Source organism: Acidocella sp. MX-AZ03, from assembly GCF_027626035.1.
GTDB classification, from domain to species: Bacteria; Pseudomonadota; Alphaproteobacteria; order Acetobacterales; family Acetobacteraceae; genus Acidocella; species Acidocella facilis.
Map to the genome: position 1 here is coordinate 231,082 of NZ_CP110774.1, position 23,863 is coordinate 254,944.

Consider the following 23,863-nt stretch of genomic DNA (forward strand, 5'->3'; position numbering starts at 1 on the left):
AAGCCGTCACGCCCCCGGCCCCCAAAACCCGTGAGGCAACGCCATGCCCGAGATCCTGGATTACGCAAAGCCGGCCCCGGGTGAGGCGACCGAGCGCGCTCATGTCACTGTCATCTTCCTGCGGATGATGGCCCGGCCGGCGCGGCCGAAAATTGTGCTGCCGGAGGGTGTCGCCGTCACCCGCGAGCGGCTGGATCTGGCGAGCTACCGGGCTTTGTACGAGGAAATCGGCACGCCCTGGCTCTGGTGGCTGCGCCGGGTGATGCCGGATGCGATGCTGGAGCGGCATCTGGCCGCCAGCACGCTCTCGCTGCATCTGTTGCGGGTGGGGGGCGAGCTGGCGGGGTTCTATGAGCTGGATGCCGCCCACTGGCCTTATATCAATCTGAATTATTTCGGTCTGCGGCAAAGCTTTATCGGCCGCGGGCTGGGCCGGCCGTTTCTGGACCATGCGGTGGATGCGGTGTTCGAGGGCGCGACCGCCCTGCGCGGCATGACGGTGAATACCTGCAATGCCGACCATCCCCGGGCGCTGCCGAATTATCTGGCGGCGGGGTTCCGGGAATATCGGCGGGGCGATGAGGTGTGGGATATCCCGACCCGGCTGGGCTTCACCATTCCAGAGCATCTGCGCCGCTGATGGAGCTGCTGTTTCAGGATAACCGGGCGCTGGTGGTGAACAAGCCGGCGGGGCTGCCGGTCTATCCCGGCCGCGCGGGCGGGGCCTCGGTTGAGGACCATTTCCCGGCCTGGCACCGGGGCAATACCGGGCCGTGGCTGGCGCACCGGCTGGACCAGGATACGGCGGGCTGCCTGCTGGTGGCGCGCGGCAAGCAGTTTCTGCTGGCGGCCCAGGCGGCCTTGGCGGCGGGCGAGGCGGAGAAGCTTTATTGGGGCATTCTCGGCTCGGTGCCGGCGCAGGAAGCCGGGGAAATCAATGCGCCATTGCTGAAGGAAACCCAGGAGCGGCGCTGGCGCATGGTGGTCTCGCCCGCAGGCGCCAGCGCGCGGACCAGCTGGCGGGTGCTGGGCACGCATGATGGCAAGGCGCTGGTGGAGTTCATCCTGCATACCGGCCGCACCCATCAGATCCGCGCCCATGCCGCGCATCTGGGCCATGCGGTGGTGGGTGATCCGGTCTATGGCGACGGGCAGGGCATGATGTGCCTGCTGGCGCGCAAGCTGGTTCTGCCGGGGCTGGGGGTGGCGGCCACCGCACCGCCGCCGGCGCATATGGCGGATTTCGTGGAGGCCTGCCTTGGAACGCTCTGAGTACGAGCCGGGCCAGTATGTCCGCCATCCGCAGCGCCCGGATTGGGGGCTGGGGCAGGTGCAGAGCGCCATCGGCAACCGGGTGACGGTGAATTTCGAGCATGCCGGCAAGGTGCTGGTGGATACCGGCCGGGTGATATTGGACCTCGCCGATCCGGCGTGATTGCAATCGGACCGGAACAGTCCGAAATAGAGCGCCATGATCGATCCGTTCGGCCGTATTGTCTCTTATCTCCGCGTCTCGGTGACCGACCGCTGTGATTTCCGCTGCGCCTATTGCATGGCCGAGGATATGCAGTTCCTGCCCAGGGATGAGCTGCTGACGCTCGAAGAGATGGAACGGCTTTGCGCCGCCTTCATCCGGCTGGGGGTGAAAAAACTGCGCCTGACCGGCGGCGAGCCGTTGGTGCGCCGGAATGTGATGAGCCTGATCGAGGGGCTGGGCAGCCGGCTGGGGCAGGGGCTGGAGGAGCTGACGCTCACCACCAATGGCTCGCAGCTCGCCAAACATGCGGCCGGGCTGGCGCAGGCCGGGTGAGGCGGATCAATGTCAGCCTGGACACGCTGGATGAGGCGAAATTCGCCCGCATCACCCGCTGGGGCCGGCTGGGTCAGGTGCTGGCCGGGCTGGAAGCCGCGCAGGCGGCGGGGCTGGCGGTGAAGATCAACATGGTGGCGCTGAAGGGCGTGAATGACGATGAGTTCGACGCCATGCTGGAATGGTGCGGCCGCCATGGTTTCGATCTCTGCCTGATCGAGACCATGCCGATGGGCGAGGTGACGCACCGGGAAGAAACGCATCTGCCGCTGGCGGCGGTGCGCCGGGATCTGGCGCGGCGCTGGAGCCTGAGCGCCAGCGATTACCAGACCGGCGGGCCGGCGCGCTATATGCGGGTGGCGGAGACCGGGCAGCGCATCGGCTTCATCACCCCGCTCAGCCATAATTTCTGCGAGGGCTGCAACCGGGTGCGGCTGACCTGCACCGGCACGCTTTATATGTGCCTGGGCCAGGAGGATGCGGTGGATCTGCGCCGGCCGCTGCGGGCCAGCGCGGATGATGCCGGGCTGATTCAGGCGATCGAGCGCGGCATCGCGGCGAAGCCGAAAGGGCATGATTTCGACATCAGCCGGGTGGCGGTGGCGCGGCATATGTCCGTCACCGGCGGTTGAGGCGAAAAGATTTGGGGCTGTCCCCGATCTTCATTCATCTGGCCATTATGTCGATCCCGAGTCTCTTCGCCTTTTGCCCGTGTCGTCAAGGGTTTACTCGCCTTCGGCGACGCGCGGCGAAGCCGCGTGCCCTTGACGACACGGGCAAAAGGCGAAACCCTGCAATGATCGAAATAATGCTGATCCTTCAAGGCGTTGAAAGCATAAGCCTGAAAGTTTTCTGGGACAGCCCCGAAACTTTCATGTTTCCTCGGCTTTGATCGCCTTTGCCCCGGCCAGGAACATCCGCACCGCCGTGCGGATGCGGGTGTTCAGCACTTTCGGCGCCGGCGCCGTGCGCAGCCCGCACAGCACCCCGAACACGAATTCCCCAGCGCCATGCCAAACAACATGCCCGACATCTCCGCCGCCATTTCCGGGCTCGCCCCTTGGGTGATCGCGATCTCCACCAGGCAGCCTTGCAGATGCGTCTTGCCCTTGCGCATCCGCCCGGCGAGGAAGCTCTGGGTGAAATCCGGATCATGGCTGAATTCGGTGATCAGCAGCCGGGTCATGGCAATCTGCACCGGGTCCAGCAGGAATTGCGCCAGCGCCGCCAGGGTGGCGCAGAGCGTGTCCTCCAGGCTGGCGCCAGGCGGCGGCTCGGGAATTGCAGCCTGGTCTGGCGCTGATGCGCCATCAGCTCGCCGAATAAATCCGCCTTGGAGGGCACCAGCGTATAGACGGTGCGCTTGGACATGCCAGCCTGGCGCGCAATGTCCGCCATGGTGGTGTTGTGGTAGCCTTTGCTCAGGAAAAGCTGTTCCGCCGCGGCAATCAGCGCCTCCAGCCGTTCTGGCGACGGGGGTGGGAGGTTTCGGCGGGCGGCAATGCGGGACTCATGGATAACCTATAGAGCGGCACAAAGGAAACCATCAAGTTTTCATATTTAAATAATACCGTTAAAAATCAGCTTGACGGTGGGAGGAAAGCCACGTACCCGTGCTGGCATGAAACCCGCTGGTTTCCGTTCCGGAGTAAGTTCAGCCGCCTTGGCTCTGGCGCTGCTGCCGGCGCTCGCCGGCTGCGCGGTGGGCCCCAATTATCATCCGCCCGCCGCCCCGAATGTGGCCTTGACGCCGCAGCCTCTCCCCGCCGCCACCAGCCGCGCCGATGGCGCCGCCCAGGCCTTCCGGCCCGGGGCTGATATCCCGGGCGATTGGTGGCATCTCTTCCGCTCCCCGGCGCTGGATGCGCTGATCGCCCAGGCGCTGGCGAATAATCCCAGCCTGAAAGCAGCGCAGGAGACCTTGGTGCAGGCGCAGGAAACCGTGCGCGCCGCCCAGGGCAGCCTGATCCCCAGCATCTCCTCCAGCCTCGGCGCGCAGCGCGACCAGGGCTCCTCCGCCGGGCTTGCCGCCTTCGGCGGCGGCAGCGGCGCCAAGCTGCGGCCCTACACGCTCTATAACGCCTCGCTCTCGGTTTCTTATTCGGTGGACGTGTTCGGTGGCGAGCGCCGGCAGATCGAGAATTACATCGCCACCGCCGAATATCAGCGCTGGGAGCTGGAAGCCTCCTATCTGACGCTGACCTCCAATATCGTCACCGCCGCGGTCAATGAGGCCTCGCTGAACGGGCAGATCCAGGCGACCCAGCAAGTCATCGGCGATGAGCAGAAGCTGCTGACGATTTTGCAGACCCAGGCGCGCTTGGGTGGGGTGCCGCAGGCGCAGGTGCTGCAGCAGCAATCCACCCTGGCGCAGCAGCAGGCCAGCCTGCCGCCGCTGCAATCCCAGCTCGCCCAGGCGCAGAACCAGCTCGCCGCCTATGCCGGGCAGTTTCCGGGCAATTTCCATCTGCAGAGCTTCACGCTGGATGATCTGACCCTGCCGGCGGATCTGCCGGTGAGCCTGCCCAGCGCCATCGTCGCGCAGCGGCCGGACATCCAGGCCGCCGCCGCGCAGCTGCATGAGGCCTCGGCCAATGTCGGCGTCGCGGATGCGAATATGCTGCCGCAGATCACGCTCTCGGCGCAGATCGGGCACGAATCCCTCACCCCCGGCACCTTGTTCACGCCGCAGACTCTGCTTTGGAACCTCGTCTCCGGGCTGACCCAGCCGATTTTCGAAGGCGGGCAGCTGGCGGCGCAGCGCAAGGGCGCGCTGGCGGCGCTGCGCGGGCCGGTGCGCAATATCAATCCACCGTCATCTCCGCCTTCCAGAATGTCGCGGATGCGCTGACGGCGCTGCAATATGACGCGGCCACGCTGGCCGCCGCGCAGACCGCGCGCGATGCCGCGGCGCAAAGCCTGCAAGTGACCCAGGCGCAGTATAAATTGGGCGGCCAGCCCTTCACCGCGGTGCTGAATGCCGAGGTGACCTACCAGACCGCCGACATCGCCGCGGTGAAGGCCAAGGCCACGCGCCTGGCCGATACCGCGGCGCTGTACCAGGCGCTGGGCGGCGGTTGGTGGCACCGCCAGGACGTGACCAGCCAGTGCTGCGGGGTGATTCCATGAAGGACAGCATCGTAATGAGCAAGCCGGCCAGACCCGTGAAGCGCACCATCATCATGCTGCTGATCGTGGTGCTTATTCTGGGCATGGTCTTTGGCTGGGGGGCGCTGCGCGCGGTCTTCATCGCCAAATTCCTGAAAGGCTTCGCCAATCAGGTGCAGACGGTGGCGACCATTCAGGCGCAGGAAACACCCTGGCAGCCGGCGATACAGTCCGTCGGCACGGTGACCGCCATCAATGGCGCCTCGCTCTCGGCCGAAGTCGGCGGCATCGTCGATACCATCCATTTCGAATCCGGCCAGGATGTGCAGAAGGGCGATGTGCTGCTCACGCTGCGCGCGAATAACGACCCCGCCGTGCTGGCGCAGCTGCAGGCGCAGGCGAAGCTGGATGAGATCAATTACGCCCGCGACCTGAAGCAGTTCGCCGCCAATGCGGTGGCGCAATCCACGGTGGATACGGACCGCGCCAATCTCGCCGCCGCGCAGGCGCAGGTGGCGGCGCAGCAGGCGAGCATGGATGAGAAGATCGTCCGCGCCCCCTTCTCCGGCCGGCTGGGCATCCGCCAGGTCAATCTGGGCCAGTATCTGCAGCCCGGCACCGCCATCGTCACGCTGGAGCAGCTGAGCTCGCTTTTCGTGGATTTCTACCTGCCGCAGCAGGCGCTGGTGGCGCTGAAGGTGGGGCAGGTGGTCAATCTGAAGATCGACGCCTATCCGGGCCAGACTTTCCCCGCGAAGATCGCCGCGATCGGCGCCACGGTGGATTCCGCCACCCGCTCCATCGCCGTGCGCGCCGTGCTGCGGAATGACGATCTGCGCCTGCGCCCGGGCATGTTCGCCAGCGTCTCGGTGGAGACCGGCGCGCCGAAGGAGGCAGTGACGCTGCCGCAGACCGCCATCGCCTACAGCTCTTATGGCGATACCGTCTATGTGGTGAAGCATGGCCAGGGCAACGCGCTGGTGGCTGACCAGGTGTTCGTGACGCTGGGGGCGACGCGCGGGGATCAGGTGCAGATCCTGGATGGGGTGAAGGCTGGCGACGAAGTTGTCACCGCCGGCCAGGTGAAGCTGCATAATGGCTCGCCGGTGGCGGTGAACAACACGATCCAGCCCAGCAACGATCCCAACCCGAACCCGCCGAACGAGTGAAAAAGCGATGAAGCGCTTTACCGATCTCTTCATCGCCCGGCCGGTGCTGGCCATCGCCGTGTCCGTGCTGATCCTGGTCATGGGCTTGCGCGCGGTGGGCACGCTGCCGGTGCAGCAATTCCCCGAGACCGAGAACGCCACCATCACCATCACCACGACCTATCCCGGCGCCTCGCCGGATACGATCGCGGGGTTCGTGACCACGCCGCTGGAAAACGCCGTCGCCCAGGTCAATGGCATCGACTACATGACCTCGTCGAGCAGCATCAGCGTCTCCACCATCACCATCAATCTGGTGCTCAACCATAATCCGGATCAGGCGCTGACCGAGGTTTCGGCGCGGGTGAATTCGGTGCTGAACCAGCTGCCCAGCGGCACCGAACAGCCGGTGATCACGCTGGCGGTGGGGCAGTCGGTCGATGCGATGTATATCGGCTTTCGCAGCTCGGTGCTGAACGCCAACCAGATCACCGACTATATTACCCGCGTCGTGCAGCCGCAGCTGCAGGCGGTGCAGGGCGTGCAGACGGCGGAGATTCTGGGCGGGCAGAATTATGCCATGCGCATCTGGCTGGACCCGCAGAAGCTCGCCGCCTTCGGCCTCACCCCCAGCGATGTCTGGACCGCGCTCTCCACCAATGATTTCATCTCCGCCCTGGGCAACACCAAGGGCACGATGACGCAGGTGACGCTGACCGCGAATACCGGCCTGCACAGCGCCGCCGAATTCGGCCAGCTCATTCTCAAGCAGCAGAACAACGCCATCATCCGGCTCAAGGATGTGGCGAAGGTGGAGCTGGGCGCGGATAGCTACGACCAGCATGTGACCTTTGATAACAAGCTCGGCGTCTATATCGGCATCAAGGTGGCACCGCAGGCCAATCTGCTCAACGTGATTTCCGGCGTGCGCAAGATCATGCCGGAAATCCAGACCAATCTGCCCACCGGCCTGACCGGCGCGATTGTCTATGACAGCACGGTGTTCGTGAATGCCTCCATCCGCGAAGTGGTGGAATCGCTGCTGGAGGCGCTGCTGATCGTGACTTTGGTGGTGTTCGCCTTCCTCGGCTCGCCGCGCTCGGTGCTGATCCCGGTGGTGGCGATCCCGCTCTCGCTGATCGGCGCCTTCGCGATGATGGCGGCGTTCGGCTTCTCCATCAATCTGCTGACGTTGCTGGCGCTGGTTCTGGCGATCGGGCTGGTGGTGGATGATGCGATCATCGTCGTGGAAAACGTCAACCGCCATCTCGATCTCGGTGAAACCCCGCTGGTGGCGGCGCGCGCCGCGGCGGCGGAGCTGGGCGGGCCGATCGTGGCGATGACGGTGGTGCTGATCGCGGTCTATGTGCCGATCGCCTTCCAGTCCGGCCTGACCGGGGCGCTGTTCACCGAATTCGCGTTGACGCTGGCGGGCTCGGTGACGATCTCGGCGGTGGTGGCGCTGACCCTGACGCCGATGCTGAGCGGGCGGTTTCTCAAGCATGTGGATCGCGAGCAGCCCAACTGGGAAGGCAAGCTGATCAATTTCATCGATGCCGCCTTCGCCCGCGTGCATCGCGCCTATACCAGGATGCTGCATTCCAGCCTGGAGACGGTGCCGGTGACGCTGATCTTCGCGGCCATCGTGCTCGGCAGCATCTATTTCCTCGCCGCCGGGGCGAAGAGCGAGCTGGCGCCGGTGGAGGATCAGGGCATCGTGCTGTTCAGCTCCACCTCGGCACCGGACAGCACCACCGGCCAGCGCGCCATGTGGGACAGCCATTTCAACGCCTCGCTGCTGAAATATCCAGACGTCGCGCACAGCTTTCAGATCGACGTGCCGGGCACCAACATCATCGGCACGGTGCTGAAGCCCTGGGGCGAGCGCCGCCCGGCCGCGACGCTGCAGACGCTGATGCAGGCGGATGCCAACAAGGTGGATGCCGGCCAGCAGGTCGCCGCCTTCCCGCTGCCGCCGTTGCCCGGCTCCTCGGGCCTGCCGGTGCAGTTCGTGGTGAAGAGCACCAGCGACTTCAACGTGCTCTATCCCGACACCCAGAAGCTGCTGCAGGCGGCGCTGGCCAGCGGCAAATTCATCTTCCTGCAGAGCGATCTGAAGATCGACCAGCCGGAGGCGGAGGTGGTGATCGACCGCGACAAGGCGGCGGCGCTGGGTCTGAATATGAGCCAGATCGGCGCCGCTTTGGGTGAGGCGCTGGGCGGCGGCTATGTGAATTATTTCGATCTCGATGGCCGCTCCTATAAGGTGATCCCGCAGACGCAGCGCACCGCGCGGCTGAATGTCGCCGATCTGAACGATTATTACGTGCTCTCCTCCGGCGGCATCAATGTCCCGCTCTCCTCGATCGCGACGATCAAGACCAGCGTGATCCCGGAGACGATCAATCATTTCCAGCAGCAGAATTCGGCGACCTTGCAAGGGGTGGTGGCGCCGGGCGTGGCCGAGGCGGATGCGCTGCACACGCTGCAAAGCCTGGCCAAGAAAATTCTGCCGCCGGACGACACGCTGGATTATGGCGGGCTGATGCGCCAGTTCGTGCAGACCAGCAGCGCCTTCATCTTCACCTTTGCCTTCGCGCTGATCATCATCTTCCTGGCGCTGGCGGCTCTGTTCAACTCCTTCCGCGACCCGCTGATCATCCTGGTCTCGGTGCCGATGTCCATCGCTGGCGCCTTGATCTTCATCTATATCGGCATTGGCGGGCTGAGCCTGAATATCTATACCGATGTCGGGCTGGTGACGCTGATGGGGCTGGTCTCCAAGCACGGCATTCTGATGACCGAGGTGGCGAACGAGGCGCGGCTGGCCGGCATGGGCAAGCGCGAGGCGATCGAGCATGCGGCCAATATAAGGTTGCGGCCGATTTTGATGACCACGGCGGCGATGGTGGTCGGCGTGCTGCCGCTGGTCTTCGCAAATGGCGCCGGCGCTGCCTCGCGCTATGCGATGGGCATGGTGATCGCCGGGGGCCTGTCCATCGGCACCTTGTTCACGCTGTTCGTGGTGCCGGCGGTGTATCTGGTGCTGGCCGAGGATCACAAACCGGTATCGAACTAAATAAAAGGTTGAAAAACTTTTAAGTTCTGGCAATTTTTGCGTGCATGAAACGAACGCGTGCACCGACGGGATTTGCCGAAATGTCGATGCTGGAGGCGTTGACGCCGGAGCTGCGCCCGGCGCCGATGTCGCTTGGCACCGATGGCCATCGTGCCCGGCTGCGGGCGCGCTTTCTCACCGGCGGGCCGGAGGCGCTGGCCGATCACGAGCTGATTGAGATGACCTTGTTCCTGGCGCTGCCGCGGCGCGACACCAAGCCGATCGCCCGGGCTTTGCTGGCGCGCTTTGGCTCCTACGCCAATGCCATCTCCGCCCCGGTGCCGGATCTGCTGGGCATTGCGGGGCTGGGCGAGGCCGGGGTGGCGGCGTTGAAGCTGGTGCAGGCCGCCTCCCAGCGCCTGGCGAAGGCGGAAGTGCTCTACCGTCCGGTGCTCAGCAACTGGGACCGGTTGATGGAATATCTGCAGGCGGTGCTGGCACGCGAGAAGATCGAGCAGTTCCGGCTCTTATTCCTGGATAACCGCAACCGGCTGCTGGCCGACGAGCCGCAGGCGCAGGGCACGGTCAACCACACTCCGGTCTATCCGCGCGAGGTGGTGAAGCGCGCGCTGGAGGTGAACGCCACCGCGATCATCCTGGTGCATAATCATCCCAGCGGCGATCCCTCGCCCTCGGAGGAGGACATCGCGATGACCCGCGAGATCAAGAAGGCCGCCAGCGCGCTGAGCGTGGTGCTGCACGACCATGTCATCGTCGGCAACGGACGCTGGCTGAGCTTTCGCAAGGCGGGGCTGTTATGAGGCCCAGCCGGTAAGCATGGCCAGGCGCAGCGCCACGGCCAGCCGCCCCTCCTGCTGGGGCAGTGCCGCCAGCGCCGCCGCGAACAGGGTGCGCGGCGGGATGGCGCGGCTGCGCCCGGCCAGCGCGTTGGTCTCCCCGGCGTCGCGCAGCTCATGCAGCAACGCCAGGGGATCGGCGTACAGGAAGGTGATCTCCTCCAGATCCGCCACCGGATGGCTGAAGCCGGCGCGCTGCAGCAGCCCGGCGCAGTCGCGCAGCTCTGGGAAGGGTGAGACGCGCGGGCTGACCTTGCCGGTCAGCGCCTCCTCCGCCTCCAACAGCGCCAGGCGCAGCTCATGCAGCGTACCCAGAGCCGGCAGGCTGGCCAGCAGCAGCCCGCCCGGCTTCAGCGCCCGGCGCAGCTGGATCAGCGCGCCCGGCAGATCATCCAGCCAATGCAGCGAGAGCGGGGCCACGACCAGATCATACGCTCCCGGCGCCAGGCCGAAATCATCGGGGCCAGGCAGGATCAAGGGCCGCCCGCCGGCCAGCGCCGCCAGGCGCGGTGAGGCATCCGCGCTGTCCACCAGCATGCCGCGCGCCGCCAGCGCCGGGGCGACGGCGCCGCGACCGCCAAAATCCAGTGCGCGCTCGAAGCGGATGGTGGTATCGTCCAGCCGGTCGAGCAGCCGCGCGGTCAGATCCTCCAGCACCGGGGCGATATTGCCCAACCGGCCGGCGGCGCGCTCGCGATGCTTTACCATTGTGGTGAAATCGAAAATGCTCTGCACATGAAACCCCTGTTGCGCTGGGTTCTGGATAGCGTCCTGCCGCCTTCCTGTCTCGCCTGCCACCGTCTGGTGGAGGCGCAGGGGCAGCTTTGCCTGGAGTGTTTCAAGACCGCGCATTTCATCACCGCGCCGCTCTGCGCCTGTTGCGGCGTGCCGTTGAGCCTTGCCGCGTCGCCGGCGGAAACCCTGCATTGCGCCGCCTGCGCGGCATCGCCGCCGGCCTTCACCCAGGCCCGCGCCGCGCTGCGCTATGACGAGACCGCCAAGCGGATGATCCTGCCGCTGAAATATAGCGACCAGAGCGAGGTGGCCGCCGGCATGGCCAGGCTGATGCGCCGGGCCGGGGAGGAGCTGCTGCAAGCGGCCAATCTGCTGCTGCCGGTGCCGCTGCACAATGCCCGGCTGCGCCAGCGCCGCTATAATCAGGCGGCGCTGCTGGCGATCGCCCTGGCCAGGCTCACCGGCCGGCCGGTGAGCCTGGATGTGCTGCGCCGGGCGCGGGCCACGGCGAAGCTGGAGGGAATGGGCGCGGCGCAACGCCAGGCGGCGCTGCAGGGCGCCATCCATGTCCGCCCTTATGCCGGGCTGGCGGGCAAGCGCATCCTGCTGGTGGATGATGTGATGACGACAGGGGCGACGGCGCATCATTGCGCCCTGGCGCTGCGCGCCGCCGGGGCCATGCGGGTGGATGTGCTGACCCTGGCGCGCGTCGCGGATCCGCGTTTGCAATGAAGGGGCGCTGAGATTCACCTTGCATTCGCCCGCCCGCAAGCTAATTGGGAGGCAAATGCCTGAAATCGAGATCTATACCCAGCCTTACTGCCCCTATTGCATGCGCGCCATGGCGTTGCTGGAGCGCAAAGGGGCGGCCTTCACGGAAATCAGCGCCCCGCACGGCACGCCGGCGCGCGAGGCGGCGATCAGCCGCTCCGGCGGGCGCACCACCGTGCCGCAGATCTTCATCGCCGGCCAGCATATTGGCGGCTGCGACGATCTGCTGGCGTTGGAGCGCGCCGGCAATTTGGAGCCTCTGCTTACGCCATGATCCATTACCAGCTGCGCTGTGAAGCCGGCCATGAGTTCGATGGCTGGTTCCGGGATTCCGAAGGCTTTGAGAGCCAGGCGGCTGGCGGGCTGGTGGCCTGCCCGTCCTGCGGCAGTGTCGAGGTGAACCGGGCGCTGATGGCCCCCTCGATCCCGCGCAAGGGGCGCGAGCTGGTGGTCTCGCCTGAGCCGCCGCCGGCCGATGCGCTCCCCCCCGGCCCGCAGACCGCCGGCGGCGCGCTGCCGGATGCGGTGCGCGCGGCGCTGCAGAAGCTGCGCGAGGAGGTCGAGAAAAACTGCGACTATGTCGGCGCGGATTTCGCCGAGGAAGCCCGGCGGATCCATTATGGCGAGGCTGCGCCGCGCGGGATTTATGGCGAAAGCTCCGAGGAGGAAGCCGAGGAGCTGGCCGAGGATGGCATCGCCTTCGCCCGCATCCCCTGGGCGCCGCGCAACGATAGCTGAACCATGCGCGAGATCATCTTCTCCGCCGATGATTTCGGCCTGACCGAAAGCGTCAACGAGGCGGTGGAGCGCGCGCATCGCGAGGGCGTGCTGGGCCAGGCGAGCCTGATGGTCGCCGCCCCGCCGCCGAGGATGCGGTGCGCCGGGCGCGGATGCTGCCGGGGCTGAAAGTCGGACTGCATCTGGTGCTGGTGGATGGCGATTCGCTGCTCGGCCATGCCCGCCTGCCGCACATCACCGGCCCGGATGGGCGGTTTTCCACCAATCAGGCGGCTCTGGGCGTGCGCTATTTCTTCTCGCCCGCGGCAAGGCGGGAGCTGCGCGCCGAGATCGAGGCGCAGTTCGCGGCCTTTGCGGACTCCGGGCTGGACCTGCACCATGCCGATGCGCACAAGCATTTCCTGCTGCACCCGACCATCGCCCGGCTGATGATCGAGATCGGCCGGCGCTACGGGCTGAAGCGGCTGCGGGTGCCGGCCGAGCCGCCGGCGGTGATGGCGGCGCTGGGCGAGCGCGTCACCTTCGGGGACCGTGTTTTATATGCCTGGACCCGGCTGCTGCGCGCCCAGGCGCGTGGGCTGGAGGTGCCGGACCAGGTGTTCGGGCTGAAATGGTCCGGGCATGTGACGGCCGAACGCATCGCCCGGCTGCTGCCGCTGGTCCCGGAGGGGCGCACGGAAATCTACACCCACCCGGCTACGCGCCGGGATGAAGCGCTGGTCCGGCTGATGCCGGATTATGAGCATGTGGCGGAGTTTGAGGCGCTGCTGGCCCGCTATCGCAGCTAGAGCCTCAAGCTTTTAGCCTGAGGCATCTAATGATGCCAGGCGGCACCGGTATAGAAATATTGCCCCAGCCCGATGGTGAAAACCAGACAGCCATAGAGCGCATGCTCGACGCCGCTGAATGTGAGCGAGCGTGTGGCGGCGTAAGAGCGGGCGAATAGCCAGCCGCCGGCGAGGGTGAGCAGCACCGCCCAGGCGTTGAGGAAGATGATATGGGCATAGCCGAAAGCCAGGGCTGAAACCGCCACGGTGGCGCGCCCGAAGATGGGCTCGTAACGGGCGAACAGGAAGCGCCGGAAGATGATCTCCTGAGGCCAGACTGAGAGCAGCGGGTAGAGCAGCATGATCAGCGCCCAGAAGCGCGGGCGGTGCAGCGGCAGCGAGAGAAACAGGCCGGGGGCCAGAAGCCAGGTGGCGAGGGTGAGGGCGGCCCCGCACAGCGCGAAGCGGCGCAGCATTTCACGCCACCCCTGGGCGCGGCCACGCGGGACAGCGCGACTGGCCAGCCAGCAGGCCAGGCCACCGCCCCAGAGCACCAGAAACAAAATCCCCGGCCGGCGCAGCATGAGGATGAGCAGCGGCACGCCAGCGAACAGGAACAGAAATTCGGCCCATAAAAAAACCCGGCTTTCGCCGGGTTTTTCGAAGCGCATCAGCGCTTGGAGAACTGGAAGGAGCGGCGGGCCTTCGGCTTGCCGTACTTCTTACGCTCGACCATGCGGCTGTCGCGGGTCAGGAAGCCGGCGGCCTTCAGGATCGGGCGCAGATCCGGCTCGAACAAGGTCAGCGCGCGGGAGATGCCGTGGCGCACGGCGCCGGCCTGGCCGGAGAGGCCGCCACCGGTGACGGTGCAATACACGTCGAACTGGTTGTAGCGGTCAGCCACCAGGAAGGGCTGGGTGATCAGCATGCGCAGCACCGGGCGGGCGAAATAGACCGGGGCGGTCTTGCCGTTCACGATGATATCGCCCTTGCCGGGCTTCACCCAGACGCGCGCGATGGCGTTCTTGCGGCGGCCGGTGGCGTAGGAGCGGCCTTGCGCGTCCTTCTTCGGTTCACGCTTCTGGGGGCGGCGTCCGGGGTGGCGGCGCCGGCGGTGGCCTGGAGGTCCTTCAGACCGGCGAAAGCATTGGTTTCGGACATTGGAATCAAGCCCTCTTGTTCTTGGAGTTCAGCGCGCCGACATCGAGCGCCTTCGGCTGCTGGGCGCCATGCGGGTGCTCGGGACCAGCATAGACATACAGGTTCTTCATCTGCTGGCGCTGCAGCGGGCCACGGGTGATCATGCGCTCAACCGCCTTCTCGACCACGGACTCAGGATGCTTGCCGGCCAGACGGTCCTTGATGGAGCGCTCCTTGATGCCGCCAGCATAGCCGGTGTGGTAGTAGAAGATGCTGTCTTCCAGCTTTTTGCCGGTCAGTTTCACCTTCTCCGCGTTGACGATGACGATGTTATCGCCGCAATCAACGTGCGGGGTGAAGGTGGCTTTGTGCTTGCCGCGCAGGCGCGTGGCCACAATGGCCGCCAGGCGGCCGAGGATCAGACCTTCGGCGTCAATCAGGATCCAGTCCTTCTTGACATCCGCGGGCTTGATGGAAATCGTCGTTTTCATATGCTCACCCAAAGAATAGTGGCGGGCTTATGAGCAAGCCCAGGGAAAAGGTCAATAGATTGGCATGTGGTATTTTCATACCACATGGTTTTCAGGCGATCATCCAGCCATCACCGGGGCTAAGTTTGCAGACATTTTTCGTGGCGGCTTTTTCAAAGAGCTGCAAAAAAGCCGCCCTCTCAGGCGGCTTTTGCTTAGAGCATCAATCCTTTAGCTTGGTGCTCTAAGTTTTGTTTTGGCAAGCAGTTTCATGTGTTTAGGGTGACGCTGTCGCGTCAATCTAAACACATATTGCTCTAATCCAGCCTCGGCTCGCTGCGCCTTGGCCGCTGCGGGGCGGCGGGGCGGGGCTCGCGGATGGCGGAGAAATCCCGGTCCGCGAAGCCACGGCTATTGGGAATCGGCGCGCGGGAGGGGGCAGGGGGCTCTTCCACGGGGGCCTGGCGGGCGCGTTTCAGCTGGGCGAAATTCGGGGTGTCGTCATAGCTGTCCATGGCGCGCACCGGGGTCTGGATGACACCGCTGGCGCGCATCTGCATCACCCGCAGCTCCTCGCGCATATCCTCCAGCTCCCCCTCGATCGTCTCCAGCCGGGCTTTCAGGCCGAAGACATTGAAGGGCACCATCAGGAAGGCCAGGAACCAGAGCAAAGCCGGCACGGCGAGGGCCAGGAACAGCCAGCCCGGCATCCAGTCCGGCAGAGTGAAGGGCAGGGTCATCAGCATAGCCTCATCATAACGAATTAGTGCCGGAAATGCCGCATATTTGTGAACACCATGGCGATCCCGGCTTTGTCAGCCGCCTCGATCACCTCGGCATCGCGGATCGAGCCGCCCGGCTGGATCACGCAGCTCGCCCCGGCGGCAATCGCCGCTTCCAGACCGTCGGCAAAGGGGAAGAAGGCATCGGAGGCCACGGCGCAGCCGGTGAAATCCAGCTTCGCCTCCTTGCCGCGCCAGGCAGCGATGCGGGCACTATCCACCCGGTTCATCTGCCCGGCGCCGACGCCGATGGTGGCCTTGTTCTTGGCATAGACGATGGCGTTGGACTTCACATGCTTGCCGACGCGGAAGGCGAACAGCATGTCCTCCAGCTCGGCTGCGGTGGGGGCGCGCTTGGTGACCACCTTCAGGTCCGCCGCCTCCACCCGCCCGGCGTCGCGGCTCTGCAGCAGGAAACCGCCGGCGAGCGATTTGAAGGTGACACCGGCCTCGGTCGGGCTCGGCACGCCGCCCGTGGTCAGCAGGCGGAGATTCTTCTTCGCGGCCAGCAGCGCCTTGGCGCCCTCGGTCACCTCCGGGGCGATGATCACCTCGGTGAAGATGGTGGCGATCTTCGCGGCGGTCTCCTCATCCAGCGTGCGGTTCAGCGCGACGATGCCGCCAAAGGCCGAAACCGGGTCGCAGGCCAGGGCCAGATCCCAGGCGGCGGACATGCTCTGCGCGCTCGCCACCCCGCACGGGTTGGCGTGCTTGACGATGACGATGGAGGGGGCGTCGAATTCCGCCACGCACTCGAAGGCGGCGTCGGTGTCGTTGAAATTATTGTAGGACAGTTCCTTGCCCTGGTGCTGGGTGGCGGTGGCAACCCCGAAGCGCGACGGGGAGGAGGTGTAGAACGCCGCCGACTGGTGCGGATTCTCGCCATAGCGCAGCGCCTGCTTCTTCTCGCCGGAGAAAGAGAAGCGCTCGGGATATTCCTCGCCCAGCTGCCCCGCGAACCAGCCGGAAATGGCGGCATCATAGGCGGCGGTGCGGGCATAGGCCCCGGCGGCCAGTTTGCGGCGTGTCTCCAAAGTGGTGCCGCCATGCGCGGCGATCTCTTCCAGAACCTTGGCGTAATGCGCGGGCTCGGTCAGCACCGCGACACTTTCATGGTTCTTGGCGGCGGAGCGGATCATCGCCGGGCCGCCAATATCGATATTTTCGATACAATCCTCGAACGCCGCTCCCCGCGCCACCGTCGCCTCGAACGGGTAGAGATTGACCGCGACCAGATCGATCGGCGCGATGTCGTGCGCGGCCATCTGCTCGATATGGGCGGGGTCGTGCCGGCGGCCCAGGATGCCGCCATGCACCTGCGGCACCAGCGTCTTCACCCGGCCATCCAGGATTTCGGGAAAGCCGGTATGTTCGGAAACCTCGGTGACCGGCACGCCGGCCTCGCGCAGCATCTTGGCCGAGCCGCCGGTGGAGAGGATCTTGGTCCCCGTCGCCGCCAGGCTCTGGGCGAATTCGACCAATCCGGTCTTGTCCGAGACGGAAATCAAAGCGGTGCGGATAGGGACGATGTCTGACACGAGGCGGCTCCGTTATTGGCGACGATGCAATGCCCAGGCGCGCGGCGAACTCCCCCACGCTCCCCGATGGTAGCCATCTGAGCGCCAGTCACGTGCGGGCCGGCGCGGTTTCGCATGCGGCAAAACCGGATGCAAGCAGGCAAGCGCTGGGGGTAACGCAGGCATGTCCTAAATTTAAAGCCCCTCGCCTGTGGCAAATTTGTCGCAGTGTAATCAAGTTTTGCTGTATGACGTGAACAGGCCGGGGCGGCGCCCCGGTCAGGCTGTGGTTCAGGAGGATTTGAGCATGGTCAGGCAGAGTTGGCAGGGTTTTGTTTTCGCCGGGGTGGCGGGGATCGCGGCGATCAGCGCCTGCGCGATGGCCGCACCCGGGCCGCATGTCACCGACGCATCGGTGCAGGTCCCCACGCCGGTGACACCGAGAGCGGCCGCCAAGCCGGCGGCGCCGCAATTTTCGGTGCAGACGCCGATCGACAAGATCGCGGCGGATGCGCGCGGCAAGGCGGTGCTGAACCGCGACATGCCGGGGCTGATCAGCGATCCGCGCTATGAGCTGTTTTCCTCGATGAGCCTCTCCCAGCTCGCCAGCCTCTCCGGCGGCAGGCTGACCCAGAGCGATCTGAAGAAGGTCAACACCGATCTGGCCGAGCTCTCCCCCGGCCAGTAGGGTTTACGCCCCCGGCTGCGCCTGCACCACCACGGCGGAGACGGCGTTGGCCGGCGAGCCTTTCAGCACCTTGGTGCTGGTCAGCACATAGATCACCGCATCTTTCTTATCGTCGAGGATGCGCGTCAGGATGAAATGCTTGAAGATCAGCGAGGCGGAGATCGCGCCGATCTGCTCTTGCCGCGGCAGGTCCGCCGGCAAATTCACCGGCCCATGGGCGATGCAATTGAGGGAAAACTCGCTCGGATCGCTCGCCAGCCCCACCCCGCCGGCAATGCCGCCGGTCTGTGCCGAGGCCGCATAGCAGGAAATATTGGGGATCTTCGGATCGTCGAAGCGCTCCACTACCACCTTGTCATTGGGGCCGAACCAGCGGAAATTTGTGCTCACCGCGCCGATCTGATGGCGCGCGCCGCCATGGGGCATCACCAGCCAGAAAAACAGCCCGATCAGCACCAGAATCGCCAGCAGCACGGCCAGCGCGCGATAGAGAAATCCCCTCAACGCCGTATCTCCTTCAACCCGTCATAGATCGCCAGCGTCTTCTGGCAGACGATTTCGTCAGAAAAATGCGCGGCGACGCGCGCCCGCCCATTTGCCCCCAGCCGGGCGCGCAGGCTGGGGCTGGCGATCAGCCGGGCCAGGGCGGCGGCCAGGGCCTGGGGATTATGCGGCGGCACCAGAAAGCCGGTCTCGTGATCAACCACCGCCTCGCGGCAGCCGGGAATGTCGGTGGCCACGGCGGGCCGCGCCGCGGACATCGCCTCCAGCAGCGCCTTCGGCAGGCCTTCGCGATAGGTCGAGGGCAGGGTGAAAATATGAATCTCGCGCAGCAGCCCGGCCATGTCCTTCACCGGCCCGAGCCATTTGATCAGCCCTTGCGCCTCCCAGCCGCGCAGCTCGGCCTCGGTGATCGGGTTGGGGTTGGAGAGGTCCGGCGCGCCGGCCAGCCAGAATTCCGCCTGGCCCTTCAGCAGCCGCGCCGCCTCGACGAAATCCGGAATGCCCTTCTCGCGGATCAGGCGCGCCGCCAGCAGAATGCGCGGCCGGCCTTCCGCTTCCGTCATCGGGGCAAACAGCGTCATATCCACGCCAGCCCCCGGATCAGCGCGGTGCGCGCGCGGGCCACCATCCGGCCCTCGACCATCGCGTTCAGATCGTCCGGGTTTTCGAAAATGGCGATGCCGTGTTTGGGGCTCATGGTGGCGCGCAGCCCGGCCGAGACCAGGGGCTTCAAAATTTTCGCCAGCAGCTTTTGCGAGGAGAATACGAAACCCAGCCCGATCGGCGCGTTGACCACGGCGGGTACGCGCGCCAGACGGGCGGCGATGCCGCCGAAAATGATCGGCTTCAGCGCGATATGATGCACCACATCCGGCTGCAGCCGCCGATATTGCCGCGCCAGCCAGAATGAAAAAGCCAGCTCCTTGAACGGGTTGAGGCGCTTGCGGTCGAGATCGGCGGCGATGAATTCGATGCCCGAGGCCTCGATTTCGGCGCGGGACTGGTTTTCCCGGGTGATCAGCACCACCCGCCAGCCCGCCGCCTTGGCGGCCAGGCCGCGTGCCCAGAAATGTGAGGCGAAGAACCAGTCTTCCATCAGCAGAAAGACGAGGGTGGGGCGTTGGTCGGGCATGCAGCGGATGTAGAGCAACATCTGATCAAACGATACCATTTGATCGGATGTTGCCTAAATATCGTTGATCCCGGCCCGCGCTGCCTGCCAGCGCCAGCTATCGCGGCACATATCCTCCACCCCGCGCTCTGCCTTCCAGCCAAAAAGCTTCTCGGCCAGCGCCGGGTTGGCGTAATAGCTGGCGACATCGCCAGCGCGGCGCGGCGCGATGTTCACCGGGATCTCCCGGCCCGTCGCCGCCTTGAACGCCTTTACCAGCTCCAGTACCGTGGTGCCGTTGCCGGTGCCGAGATTGACGGTGACGGAGACATCATGGGCGGTGATATGTTCCACCGCCAGCGCATGCGCCAGCGCCAGATCCATCACATGGATATAATCGCGCTCGCCGGTGCCATCGCGGGTGGGGTAGTCATTGCCGAAGACATTGAGCCGGGCGCGCTCGCCGGTGGCCACCTGGGTCACGTAAGGCATCAGATTATTCGGCACGCCGCGCGGCGTCTCACCGATCACCGCGGAGGGATGCGCGCCGACCGGGTTGAAATAGCGCAGATTGGCAGCCCCCTTGAGCTTGCCGGTGCGGGCCAGATCGCGGATCAGATCCTCCATCACCAGCTTGGTGCGGCCATAGATGTTCTCCACCCGCGTCGGCGCGTCCTCCAGAATCGGCGAGCTGTCCGGCTGGCCATAGACCGTGGCGGAGGAGGAAAATACCAGCCGCGCCACCCCGGTCGCCTGCATCGCCTGCATCAGCCGGATCGTGCCGATGATGTTCATGTCGTAATAAAGCAGCGGGTCGGCCTCGCTCTCGCCCACCGCCTTCAGCGCGGCGAAATGGATCACCGCCTCGACCGGATGCGCCTTCAGCGCTGCGCTCACCGCCGCGGTGTCGCGGATATCGGCCTCGATCACCGTCATCTCTTGGCCGGTGAGGCGGGCGAGCCGGGCCGGCACGTCGCGCTCGGCATTGGCGAAATTATCCAGAATGACGATCTCGTGGCCGCGCTGGGCCAGCACGGCGGCGGTGTGGGAGCCGATATAGCCGGCGCCGCCGGTCAACAGAATGCGCATGGGATCAGGCCTTGGTAATGGTCCATTTGATATGCTGCGGGCCATCCTGATGGCCCGGCAGCACGATCTGCTCGGCGCGGCGCGGCTCGGCCTGGCCGAAATACACGCTCTCCTCGATCCTCGGCGCCGCGCCTTCGGCCTTCAGCCGGAAGCCGCGCCCGAGGGGGTGCGCAGCAGCACCGTCTCGTCATCCTGCACCAGGCTGGCGGTGACGTTGGGGTGGAGATGGAAACGGATGGCGAAAGGCTGCGGGGTTTCCGCCTCGATCAGATCCTCGCCCTGCAATTCCTCGCCGTTTTCGGAGAGGCCGAGGCGGCGATGATGGATGGCGCCGAAGGGCTTGCTCCAGCCATCGTGATTGGCCTCGATCCAGCCGATGCCGCCGGCCTCCTGGCGCTGCACATTCACATTCAAGGGCCGCCGGCCGAGCCCGGTCTCCTTGATCTCGGCGGAGGAGGTGTCGGCGATAATCAAGGTGGAATGGGCGGCGGTGCCGCGCAGCACCCCGGCCCAGTCGCTGGCCAAAGCCGGGGCGGCGCCGCAATTGACGATCAGCCGGTCCTTGCCGAAGGAATATTCAAAGCCCAGCGTGCCGGCATGGGCGAAACGGTCCAGCCCCGGCGCGGTGGGCACGCCGGCATCCATGAACAAAACCGCCTTGCCGGCGGCGAGGCGGAATAGCCCGCAGGCTTTCAGATGCGCCAGCGTGCCGCGCGCCCGCCCGGCCTGGGCTAGCACCAGATCCACCAATGTCGCCAGCTCCTCCTGGGAGCCGTTGAACAAAGGCAGCCCGCCATCGCCATGGCGCAGGGCGCGCAGCGCGGCGGCGGCGTGCTCGATGGCGGTGACCAGCTCGGTCGGTGGGGTTTTGGAGCCTGCCTGCATCAAGGCGCGGATCTCGGTGAGGTCCTGCAAGGCCAGCAGATGCGCCGCCGGGCTGCGTTCGATATGGCCGCCATCGGCGTAGAATTGCCGCGCCAGCTCCGGCAGCAGGATTTTCTGCACCCGGGGCAGATATTGCACATGCTCGGGCATGGCGATGGAGGCGGCGGCCAGCCCTTTCAGCGCGGTCAGGGCGCGGCCATCCAGAAATTCGGCCGGCAGAGCGGCGGAGAGGGTGCGGGCATCCTGCACCAGCCGGTGCATCAGCGCCTGGCGAAAGGCGTCATCGGCCGAGGCGGCGAAGAAATCATAATGGCCGAGCCAGGCGGCCAGCCGCGCGCCCACCACATCCGGCGCATAGGAAATCGGCTCGGGCTTGGCGTGTCCATGTAATCCATGGCCAGCGCGCGGGCGCGGGAGCGGGCGGCATCGGTGCCCAGGGCGCGCAGATCCCGCAGCCAGGTGAAGCCATGCAGATGCGCGCGCAGCAGGCGGGTGCAGCCGGGGGCATGGCTGAAAATATCGTGATGGAGGGGCAGCACCGCGCCGCCAAATTCCAGCTCCGCCTTGACCAGCCGGGCGCCGCGCGCGGGATCCCCCGGCCAGGGGTCGCGCAGCGAGAGCGCCGGCGCATCCGGCCCGCCGGCGGGGCGCAGATTTTGCAGCCTGGTGAACCAGGTGCGGGCCTGGCGGCCGAGGCCAACCGGCTTGGCGGGGCCTTCGCTCATCCGCCCTGGCTGATGCTGGTCTGCGCCGGCAAAGCGGGCAGGGCGGTGCGGATCTCGGTGATCGCCTGGGCGTAATCCGGAGCGCCGTAAACAGCGGTGCCGGCGATCAGGCAGGTGGCGCCGGCGGCGAGCACGCCGGGCGTGGTCTTGGGCGTGATGCCGCCATCGATCTGCAGCACGATATCATGCCCGCTCTCGTCGATCATGCGTCGTAGCGCTGCGATTTTCGGCAGCTGCGAGGCGATGAAGGCCTGCCCGCCAAAGCCGGGATTGACCGTCATCACCATGATGATGTCGGTGAGATCAAGCACATGCGCCACCGCGTCGATCGGCGTGGCCGGGTTCAGCACCACCCCGGATTTCTTGCCCAGGCCGCGGATATGCTGGAGCGTGCGGTGCAGATGCGGGCCGGATTCAGGATGCACGGAGATATGATCCGCCCCGGCCTCGGCGAAGGCGGTGATATACGGGTCCGCCGGGGCGATCATCAGATGCACGTCGAGCGGCATTTTGGTGTGCGGTCGCAGCGCTTTGACCACCAGCGGGCCGAAGGTGATGTTGGGAACGAAATGCCCGTCCATCACATCCAGATGCAGCCAGTCCGCGCCGGCCTGTTCGACGGCGATCACCTCCTCCTTCAGCCGAGCGAAATCGGCGGCGAGCAGGGACGGGGCGATGAGCGGTCGAGTCGGGGAGGCGGTCATGATGCTTTGTTGTAACCGGCAGGGTGGAGGATTCACAAGCGGGGGTTGATATCCAAGATGCCCCTGTGGCAGGCGCAAGATATGCAAGCTTCGTCTTCAGCGGCAGGGGCGACGGCCCAGGTCAGGTTTTCCTTTGTCCTAGCGGCAGCACTGGTCGTTGGCCTTTATCTGGCATTTCTGGCAGCGCATCTGGTGCTTTTATATCAAATGCACGGCCAGACGGAAGTTTTGCGAGGTGAGCATCAGCTGCCTCAGAAAGATTTTGGTTTGTTTTGGTGTGCCGGGAATGGCCTGATTTCGCAGCTGGCGCAAAGTTTTCATTTTCATTTTTCGCAGTCATTTCGGCAGGTTTGCCAGAACGATATCCTCTCCCCGCAGTCGCCGATCGACCAGGCTTGGCCCTACCCGCCAACAATGGGTTTCCTCGTTGCCCCATTTGCCTTGTTGCCATTAGGGGAGGCGTTTTGGGTGTGGCGGCTCTTCAGCGTTTGTGTCGCCGCATTGCTGTTGCGCAGGGCAGGGCTGAGTTGGCAGATCATCAGTCTTGGTCTGGCCAGCCCGGCCGCTTTGCATGACTTCACCAACGGCCAGAATGGCACGCTGACCGGCGCCTGGCTGCTTGCGGCTTTGCTGCTCGCAGGACACGGCAATCGTCTTGCCGGTTTCTGCGCCGGGCTGTTGAGCCTCAAGCCTCATTTAGGCGTAGGTGTGTCGGTTGCGGCGCTGCGGCTGCGGGCTTGGCGAATGATCGGCTGGGCTGTGGCAGTGGCGTTTTTCCTGGCGGTTGCGGCGACATACTTGTGGGGGCTGCACGGCTGGGTGTGGTTTTTCGGCATCGCACAGCATGACGAATGGCTATGGGCTTCGCGCCCTATTAAGCAAGTTTTTCCAGGTGCCGCGATCACGGTTTACGACATGGTGCGAAGCTTTGGGCTGGCTGATCGAAGTGCCTTGGTGGTGCAAGGCTTGGCCTCTATTTTGGCGATCTGTCTGATCTGGCATTGCTGGGCGCCAGGTCGGTTAAAGTTAATGCCGAGGGTTATTATTACGGTTTGCCTGAATGTGTGGATTGTTCCCCATGGCTTCATGTACGACCTCGTGGCGTTCTCGGTTGCCATGGGGCGCTGGTTGTCGTTTGTAAAGGTTGGCAGCGTTTCGCGGCCTGCCTGTTGTGGCTGATGGCTGGCTACACAGGCGTGATCTCAGTGATGCTCACCCACCTGCTCCTCTTCCCGCTGGTCGCCCTCGCCGGGGCC

At 65.4% G+C, this 23,863-nt stretch carries 26 protein-coding genes, 4 pseudogenes and 1 riboswitch; of the genes and pseudogenes, 15 read left to right on the forward strand and 15 right to left on the reverse strand.

Annotated features, from left to right (window positions below):
- Positions 1 to 43: 43 nt before the first annotated feature.
- The 4 genes and pseudogenes from GT370_RS01290 (at position 44) to moaA (ending at position 2,442) form a co-directional block, all read left to right on the forward strand.
- Positions 44 to 640 carry a GNAT family N-acetyltransferase gene (locus GT370_RS01290; protein ID WP_008493631.1) on the forward strand — a complete coding sequence of 199 codons (597 nt, stop codon included), beginning with the start codon at positions 44 to 46 and terminating at the stop codon, positions 638 to 640.
- Entirely contained in the window at positions 640 to 1,272 is a 633-nt protein-coding gene (locus GT370_RS01295) for an RluA family pseudouridine synthase (RefSeq protein WP_008493630.1), read from the forward strand. Before GT370_RS01290 ends, GT370_RS01295 begins: the two co-directional genes overlap by 1 nt.
- Positions 1,259 to 1,435: a DUF3553 domain-containing protein gene (locus GT370_RS01300; RefSeq protein ID WP_008493629.1), complete on the forward strand. Its 177-nt coding sequence runs from the start codon at positions 1,259 to 1,261 to the stop codon at positions 1,433 to 1,435. Before GT370_RS01295 ends, GT370_RS01300 begins: the two co-directional genes overlap by 14 nt.
- Positions 1,436 to 1,471: 36 nt before the next feature.
- Positions 1,472 to 2,442: pseudogene (moaA, locus tag GT370_RS01305) on the forward strand (GTP 3',8-cyclase MoaA).
- Positions 2,443 to 2,753: 311 nt separating this feature from the next.
- Here moaA and GT370_RS01310 read toward each other — a convergent pair.
- Both GT370_RS01310 and GT370_RS01315 read right to left on the reverse strand, forming a co-directional pair.
- Positions 2,754 to 2,996: a hypothetical protein gene (locus tag GT370_RS01310; RefSeq protein ID WP_270183774.1), complete on the reverse strand. Its 243-nt coding sequence runs from the start codon at positions 2,994 to 2,996 to the stop codon at positions 2,754 to 2,756.
- Complete coding sequence (locus tag GT370_RS01315; protein WP_333490056.1) at positions 2,993 to 3,328, reverse strand: helix-turn-helix domain-containing protein; 336 nt, start codon at positions 3,326 to 3,328, stop codon at positions 2,993 to 2,995. The genes GT370_RS01310 and GT370_RS01315 overlap by 4 nt, the downstream gene beginning before the upstream one ends.
- A 145-nt stretch (positions 3,329 to 3,473) precedes the next feature.
- Between GT370_RS01315 and GT370_RS01320 the strand changes: the two genes are divergently transcribed.
- From GT370_RS01320 to radC, 5 genes are all read left to right on the forward strand, one after another.
- The gene (locus tag GT370_RS01320) at positions 3,474 to 4,661 is read left to right on the forward strand and encodes an efflux transporter outer membrane subunit (RefSeq protein ID WP_270183775.1); all 1,188 of its coding nucleotides are present in this window, start codon (positions 3,474 to 3,476) and stop codon (positions 4,659 to 4,661) included.
- Positions 4,658 to 4,939: a TolC family protein gene (locus tag GT370_RS01325; protein ID WP_270184336.1), complete on the forward strand. Its 282-nt coding sequence runs from the start codon at positions 4,658 to 4,660 to the stop codon at positions 4,937 to 4,939. The genes GT370_RS01320 and GT370_RS01325 overlap by 4 nt, the downstream gene beginning before the upstream one ends.
- The gene (locus GT370_RS01330) at positions 4,936 to 6,087 is read left to right on the forward strand and encodes an efflux RND transporter periplasmic adaptor subunit (RefSeq protein ID WP_205619747.1); all 1,152 of its coding nucleotides are present in this window, start codon (positions 4,936 to 4,938) and stop codon (positions 6,085 to 6,087) included. The genes GT370_RS01325 and GT370_RS01330 overlap by 4 nt, the downstream gene beginning before the upstream one ends.
- A 7-nt stretch (positions 6,088 to 6,094) precedes the next feature.
- Positions 6,095 to 9,145 carry an efflux RND transporter permease subunit gene (locus GT370_RS01335; RefSeq protein WP_008493623.1) on the forward strand — a complete coding sequence of 1,017 codons (3,051 nt, stop codon included), beginning with the start codon at positions 6,095 to 6,097 and terminating at the stop codon, positions 9,143 to 9,145.
- 80 nt (positions 9,146 to 9,225) lie between these two features.
- A complete protein-coding gene (gene radC / locus GT370_RS01340) occupies positions 9,226 to 9,945 on the forward strand; it encodes a RadC family protein (protein WP_008493622.1) in 720 nt (239 codons plus the stop codon).
- On the opposite strand, the gene GT370_RS01345 is transcribed toward radC, so the two are convergent.
- Positions 9,940 to 10,716, reverse strand: coding sequence for a methyltransferase domain-containing protein (locus GT370_RS01345; RefSeq protein WP_008493621.1), 777 nt, complete (start codon positions 10,714 to 10,716; stop codon positions 9,940 to 9,942). The two genes, radC and GT370_RS01345, sit on opposite strands and share 6 nt — an antisense overlap.
- On the opposite strand from GT370_RS01345, the gene GT370_RS01350 reads away from it, so the two are divergent.
- From GT370_RS01350 to hpnK, 4 genes and pseudogenes are all read left to right on the forward strand, one after another.
- Positions 10,717 to 11,448, forward strand: coding sequence for a ComF family protein (locus GT370_RS01350; protein ID WP_008493620.1), 732 nt, complete (start codon positions 10,717 to 10,719; stop codon positions 11,446 to 11,448).
- A 55-nt stretch (positions 11,449 to 11,503) separates the two neighbouring features.
- Entirely contained in the window at positions 11,504 to 11,761 is a 258-nt protein-coding gene (gene grxC / locus GT370_RS01355) for a glutaredoxin 3 (protein ID WP_008493619.1), read from the forward strand.
- On the forward strand, positions 11,758 to 12,225 hold the full coding sequence (locus tag GT370_RS01360) for a DUF1178 family protein (protein ID WP_008493618.1): 468 nt from the start codon (positions 11,758 to 11,760) through the stop codon (positions 12,223 to 12,225). The genes grxC and GT370_RS01360 overlap by 4 nt, the downstream gene beginning before the upstream one ends.
- 3 nt (positions 12,226 to 12,228) lie before the next feature.
- Positions 12,229 to 13,013: pseudogene (hpnK, locus tag GT370_RS01365) on the forward strand (hopanoid biosynthesis-associated protein HpnK).
- A gap of 26 nt (positions 13,014 to 13,039) precedes the next feature.
- Here hpnK and GT370_RS01370 read toward each other — a convergent pair.
- From GT370_RS01370 to purH, 5 genes and pseudogenes are all read right to left on the reverse strand, one after another.
- Entirely contained in the window at positions 13,040 to 13,663 is a 624-nt protein-coding gene (locus GT370_RS01370; RefSeq protein ID WP_008493616.1) for a CPBP family intramembrane glutamic endopeptidase, read from the reverse strand.
- Positions 13,663 to 14,153: pseudogene (rpsI, locus tag GT370_RS01375) on the reverse strand (30S ribosomal protein S9). The gene GT370_RS01370 and the pseudogene rpsI overlap by 1 nt, the downstream one beginning before the upstream one ends.
- 5 nt (positions 14,154 to 14,158) lie before the next feature.
- A complete protein-coding gene (rplM, locus tag GT370_RS01380) occupies positions 14,159 to 14,623 on the reverse strand; it encodes a 50S ribosomal protein L13 (protein WP_008493613.1) in 465 nt (154 codons plus the stop codon).
- A gap of 296 nt (positions 14,624 to 14,919) precedes the next feature.
- Complete coding sequence (locus GT370_RS01385; protein WP_008493612.1) at positions 14,920 to 15,348, reverse strand: hypothetical protein; 429 nt, start codon at positions 15,346 to 15,348, stop codon at positions 14,920 to 14,922.
- A 17-nt stretch (positions 15,349 to 15,365) separates the two neighbouring features.
- Positions 15,366 to 16,922 (reverse strand): bifunctional phosphoribosylaminoimidazolecarboxamide formyltransferase/IMP cyclohydrolase, encoded by a 1,557-nt coding sequence (gene purH / locus GT370_RS01390; RefSeq protein WP_008493611.1) that lies wholly within the window; start codon positions 16,920 to 16,922, stop codon positions 15,366 to 15,368.
- A gap of 24 nt (positions 16,923 to 16,946) precedes the next feature.
- A riboswitch (ZMP/ZTP riboswitch) is annotated at positions 16,947 to 17,024 on the reverse strand.
- A gap of 184 nt (positions 17,025 to 17,208) precedes the next feature.
- Between purH and GT370_RS01395 the strand changes: the two genes are divergently transcribed.
- Positions 17,209 to 17,589, forward strand: coding sequence for a hypothetical protein (locus GT370_RS01395; RefSeq protein WP_008493610.1), 381 nt, complete (start codon positions 17,209 to 17,211; stop codon positions 17,587 to 17,589).
- A 3-nt stretch (positions 17,590 to 17,592) separates the two neighbouring features.
- Here GT370_RS01395 and GT370_RS01400 read toward each other — a convergent pair whose 3' ends face one another.
- The 7 genes and pseudogenes from GT370_RS01400 to rpe all read right to left on the reverse strand — a co-directional run bounded on the left by GT370_RS01400 (position 17,593) and on the right by rpe (position 22,607).
- Positions 17,593 to 18,093, reverse strand: a complete 501-nt coding sequence (locus GT370_RS01400) for a CreA family protein (protein WP_008493609.1) — start codon at positions 18,091 to 18,093, stop codon at positions 17,593 to 17,595.
- Entirely contained in the window at positions 18,090 to 18,674 is a 585-nt protein-coding gene (locus GT370_RS01405; protein ID WP_270183776.1) for a glycosyltransferase, read from the reverse strand. The genes GT370_RS01400 and GT370_RS01405 overlap by 4 nt, the downstream gene beginning before the upstream one ends.
- On the reverse strand, positions 18,671 to 19,264 hold the full coding sequence (locus tag GT370_RS01410; RefSeq protein WP_270183777.1) for a glycosyltransferase: 594 nt from the start codon (positions 19,262 to 19,264) through the stop codon (positions 18,671 to 18,673). The genes GT370_RS01405 and GT370_RS01410 overlap by 4 nt, the downstream gene beginning before the upstream one ends.
- Before the next feature lie 15 nt (positions 19,265 to 19,279).
- Positions 19,280 to 20,293 carry a UDP-glucose 4-epimerase GalE gene (gene galE / locus GT370_RS01415; RefSeq protein ID WP_008493607.1) on the reverse strand — a complete coding sequence of 338 codons (1,014 nt, stop codon included), beginning with the start codon at positions 20,291 to 20,293 and terminating at the stop codon, positions 19,280 to 19,282.
- Positions 20,294 to 20,297: 4 nt separating this feature from the next.
- Positions 20,298 to 21,523 (reverse strand): annotated as a pseudogene (locus tag GT370_RS01425) (heparinase II/III family protein).
- Positions 21,439 to 21,903: a hypothetical protein gene (locus GT370_RS01430; RefSeq protein ID WP_270183780.1), complete on the reverse strand. Its 465-nt coding sequence runs from the start codon at positions 21,901 to 21,903 to the stop codon at positions 21,439 to 21,441. The pseudogene GT370_RS01425 and the gene GT370_RS01430 overlap by 85 nt, the downstream one beginning before the upstream one ends.
- Positions 21,900 to 22,607: a ribulose-phosphate 3-epimerase gene (gene rpe / locus GT370_RS01435; RefSeq protein WP_008493604.1), complete on the reverse strand. Its 708-nt coding sequence runs from the start codon at positions 22,605 to 22,607 to the stop codon at positions 21,900 to 21,902. The genes GT370_RS01430 and rpe overlap by 4 nt, the downstream gene beginning before the upstream one ends.
- Before the next feature lie 57 nt (positions 22,608 to 22,664).
- On the opposite strand from rpe, the gene GT370_RS01440 reads away from it, so the two are divergent.
- A complete protein-coding gene (locus tag GT370_RS01440) occupies positions 22,665 to 23,786 on the forward strand; it encodes a glycosyltransferase family 87 protein (RefSeq protein ID WP_270183781.1) in 1,122 nt (373 codons plus the stop codon).
- The last annotated feature ends 77 nt before the right edge of the window (positions 23,787 to 23,863 follow it).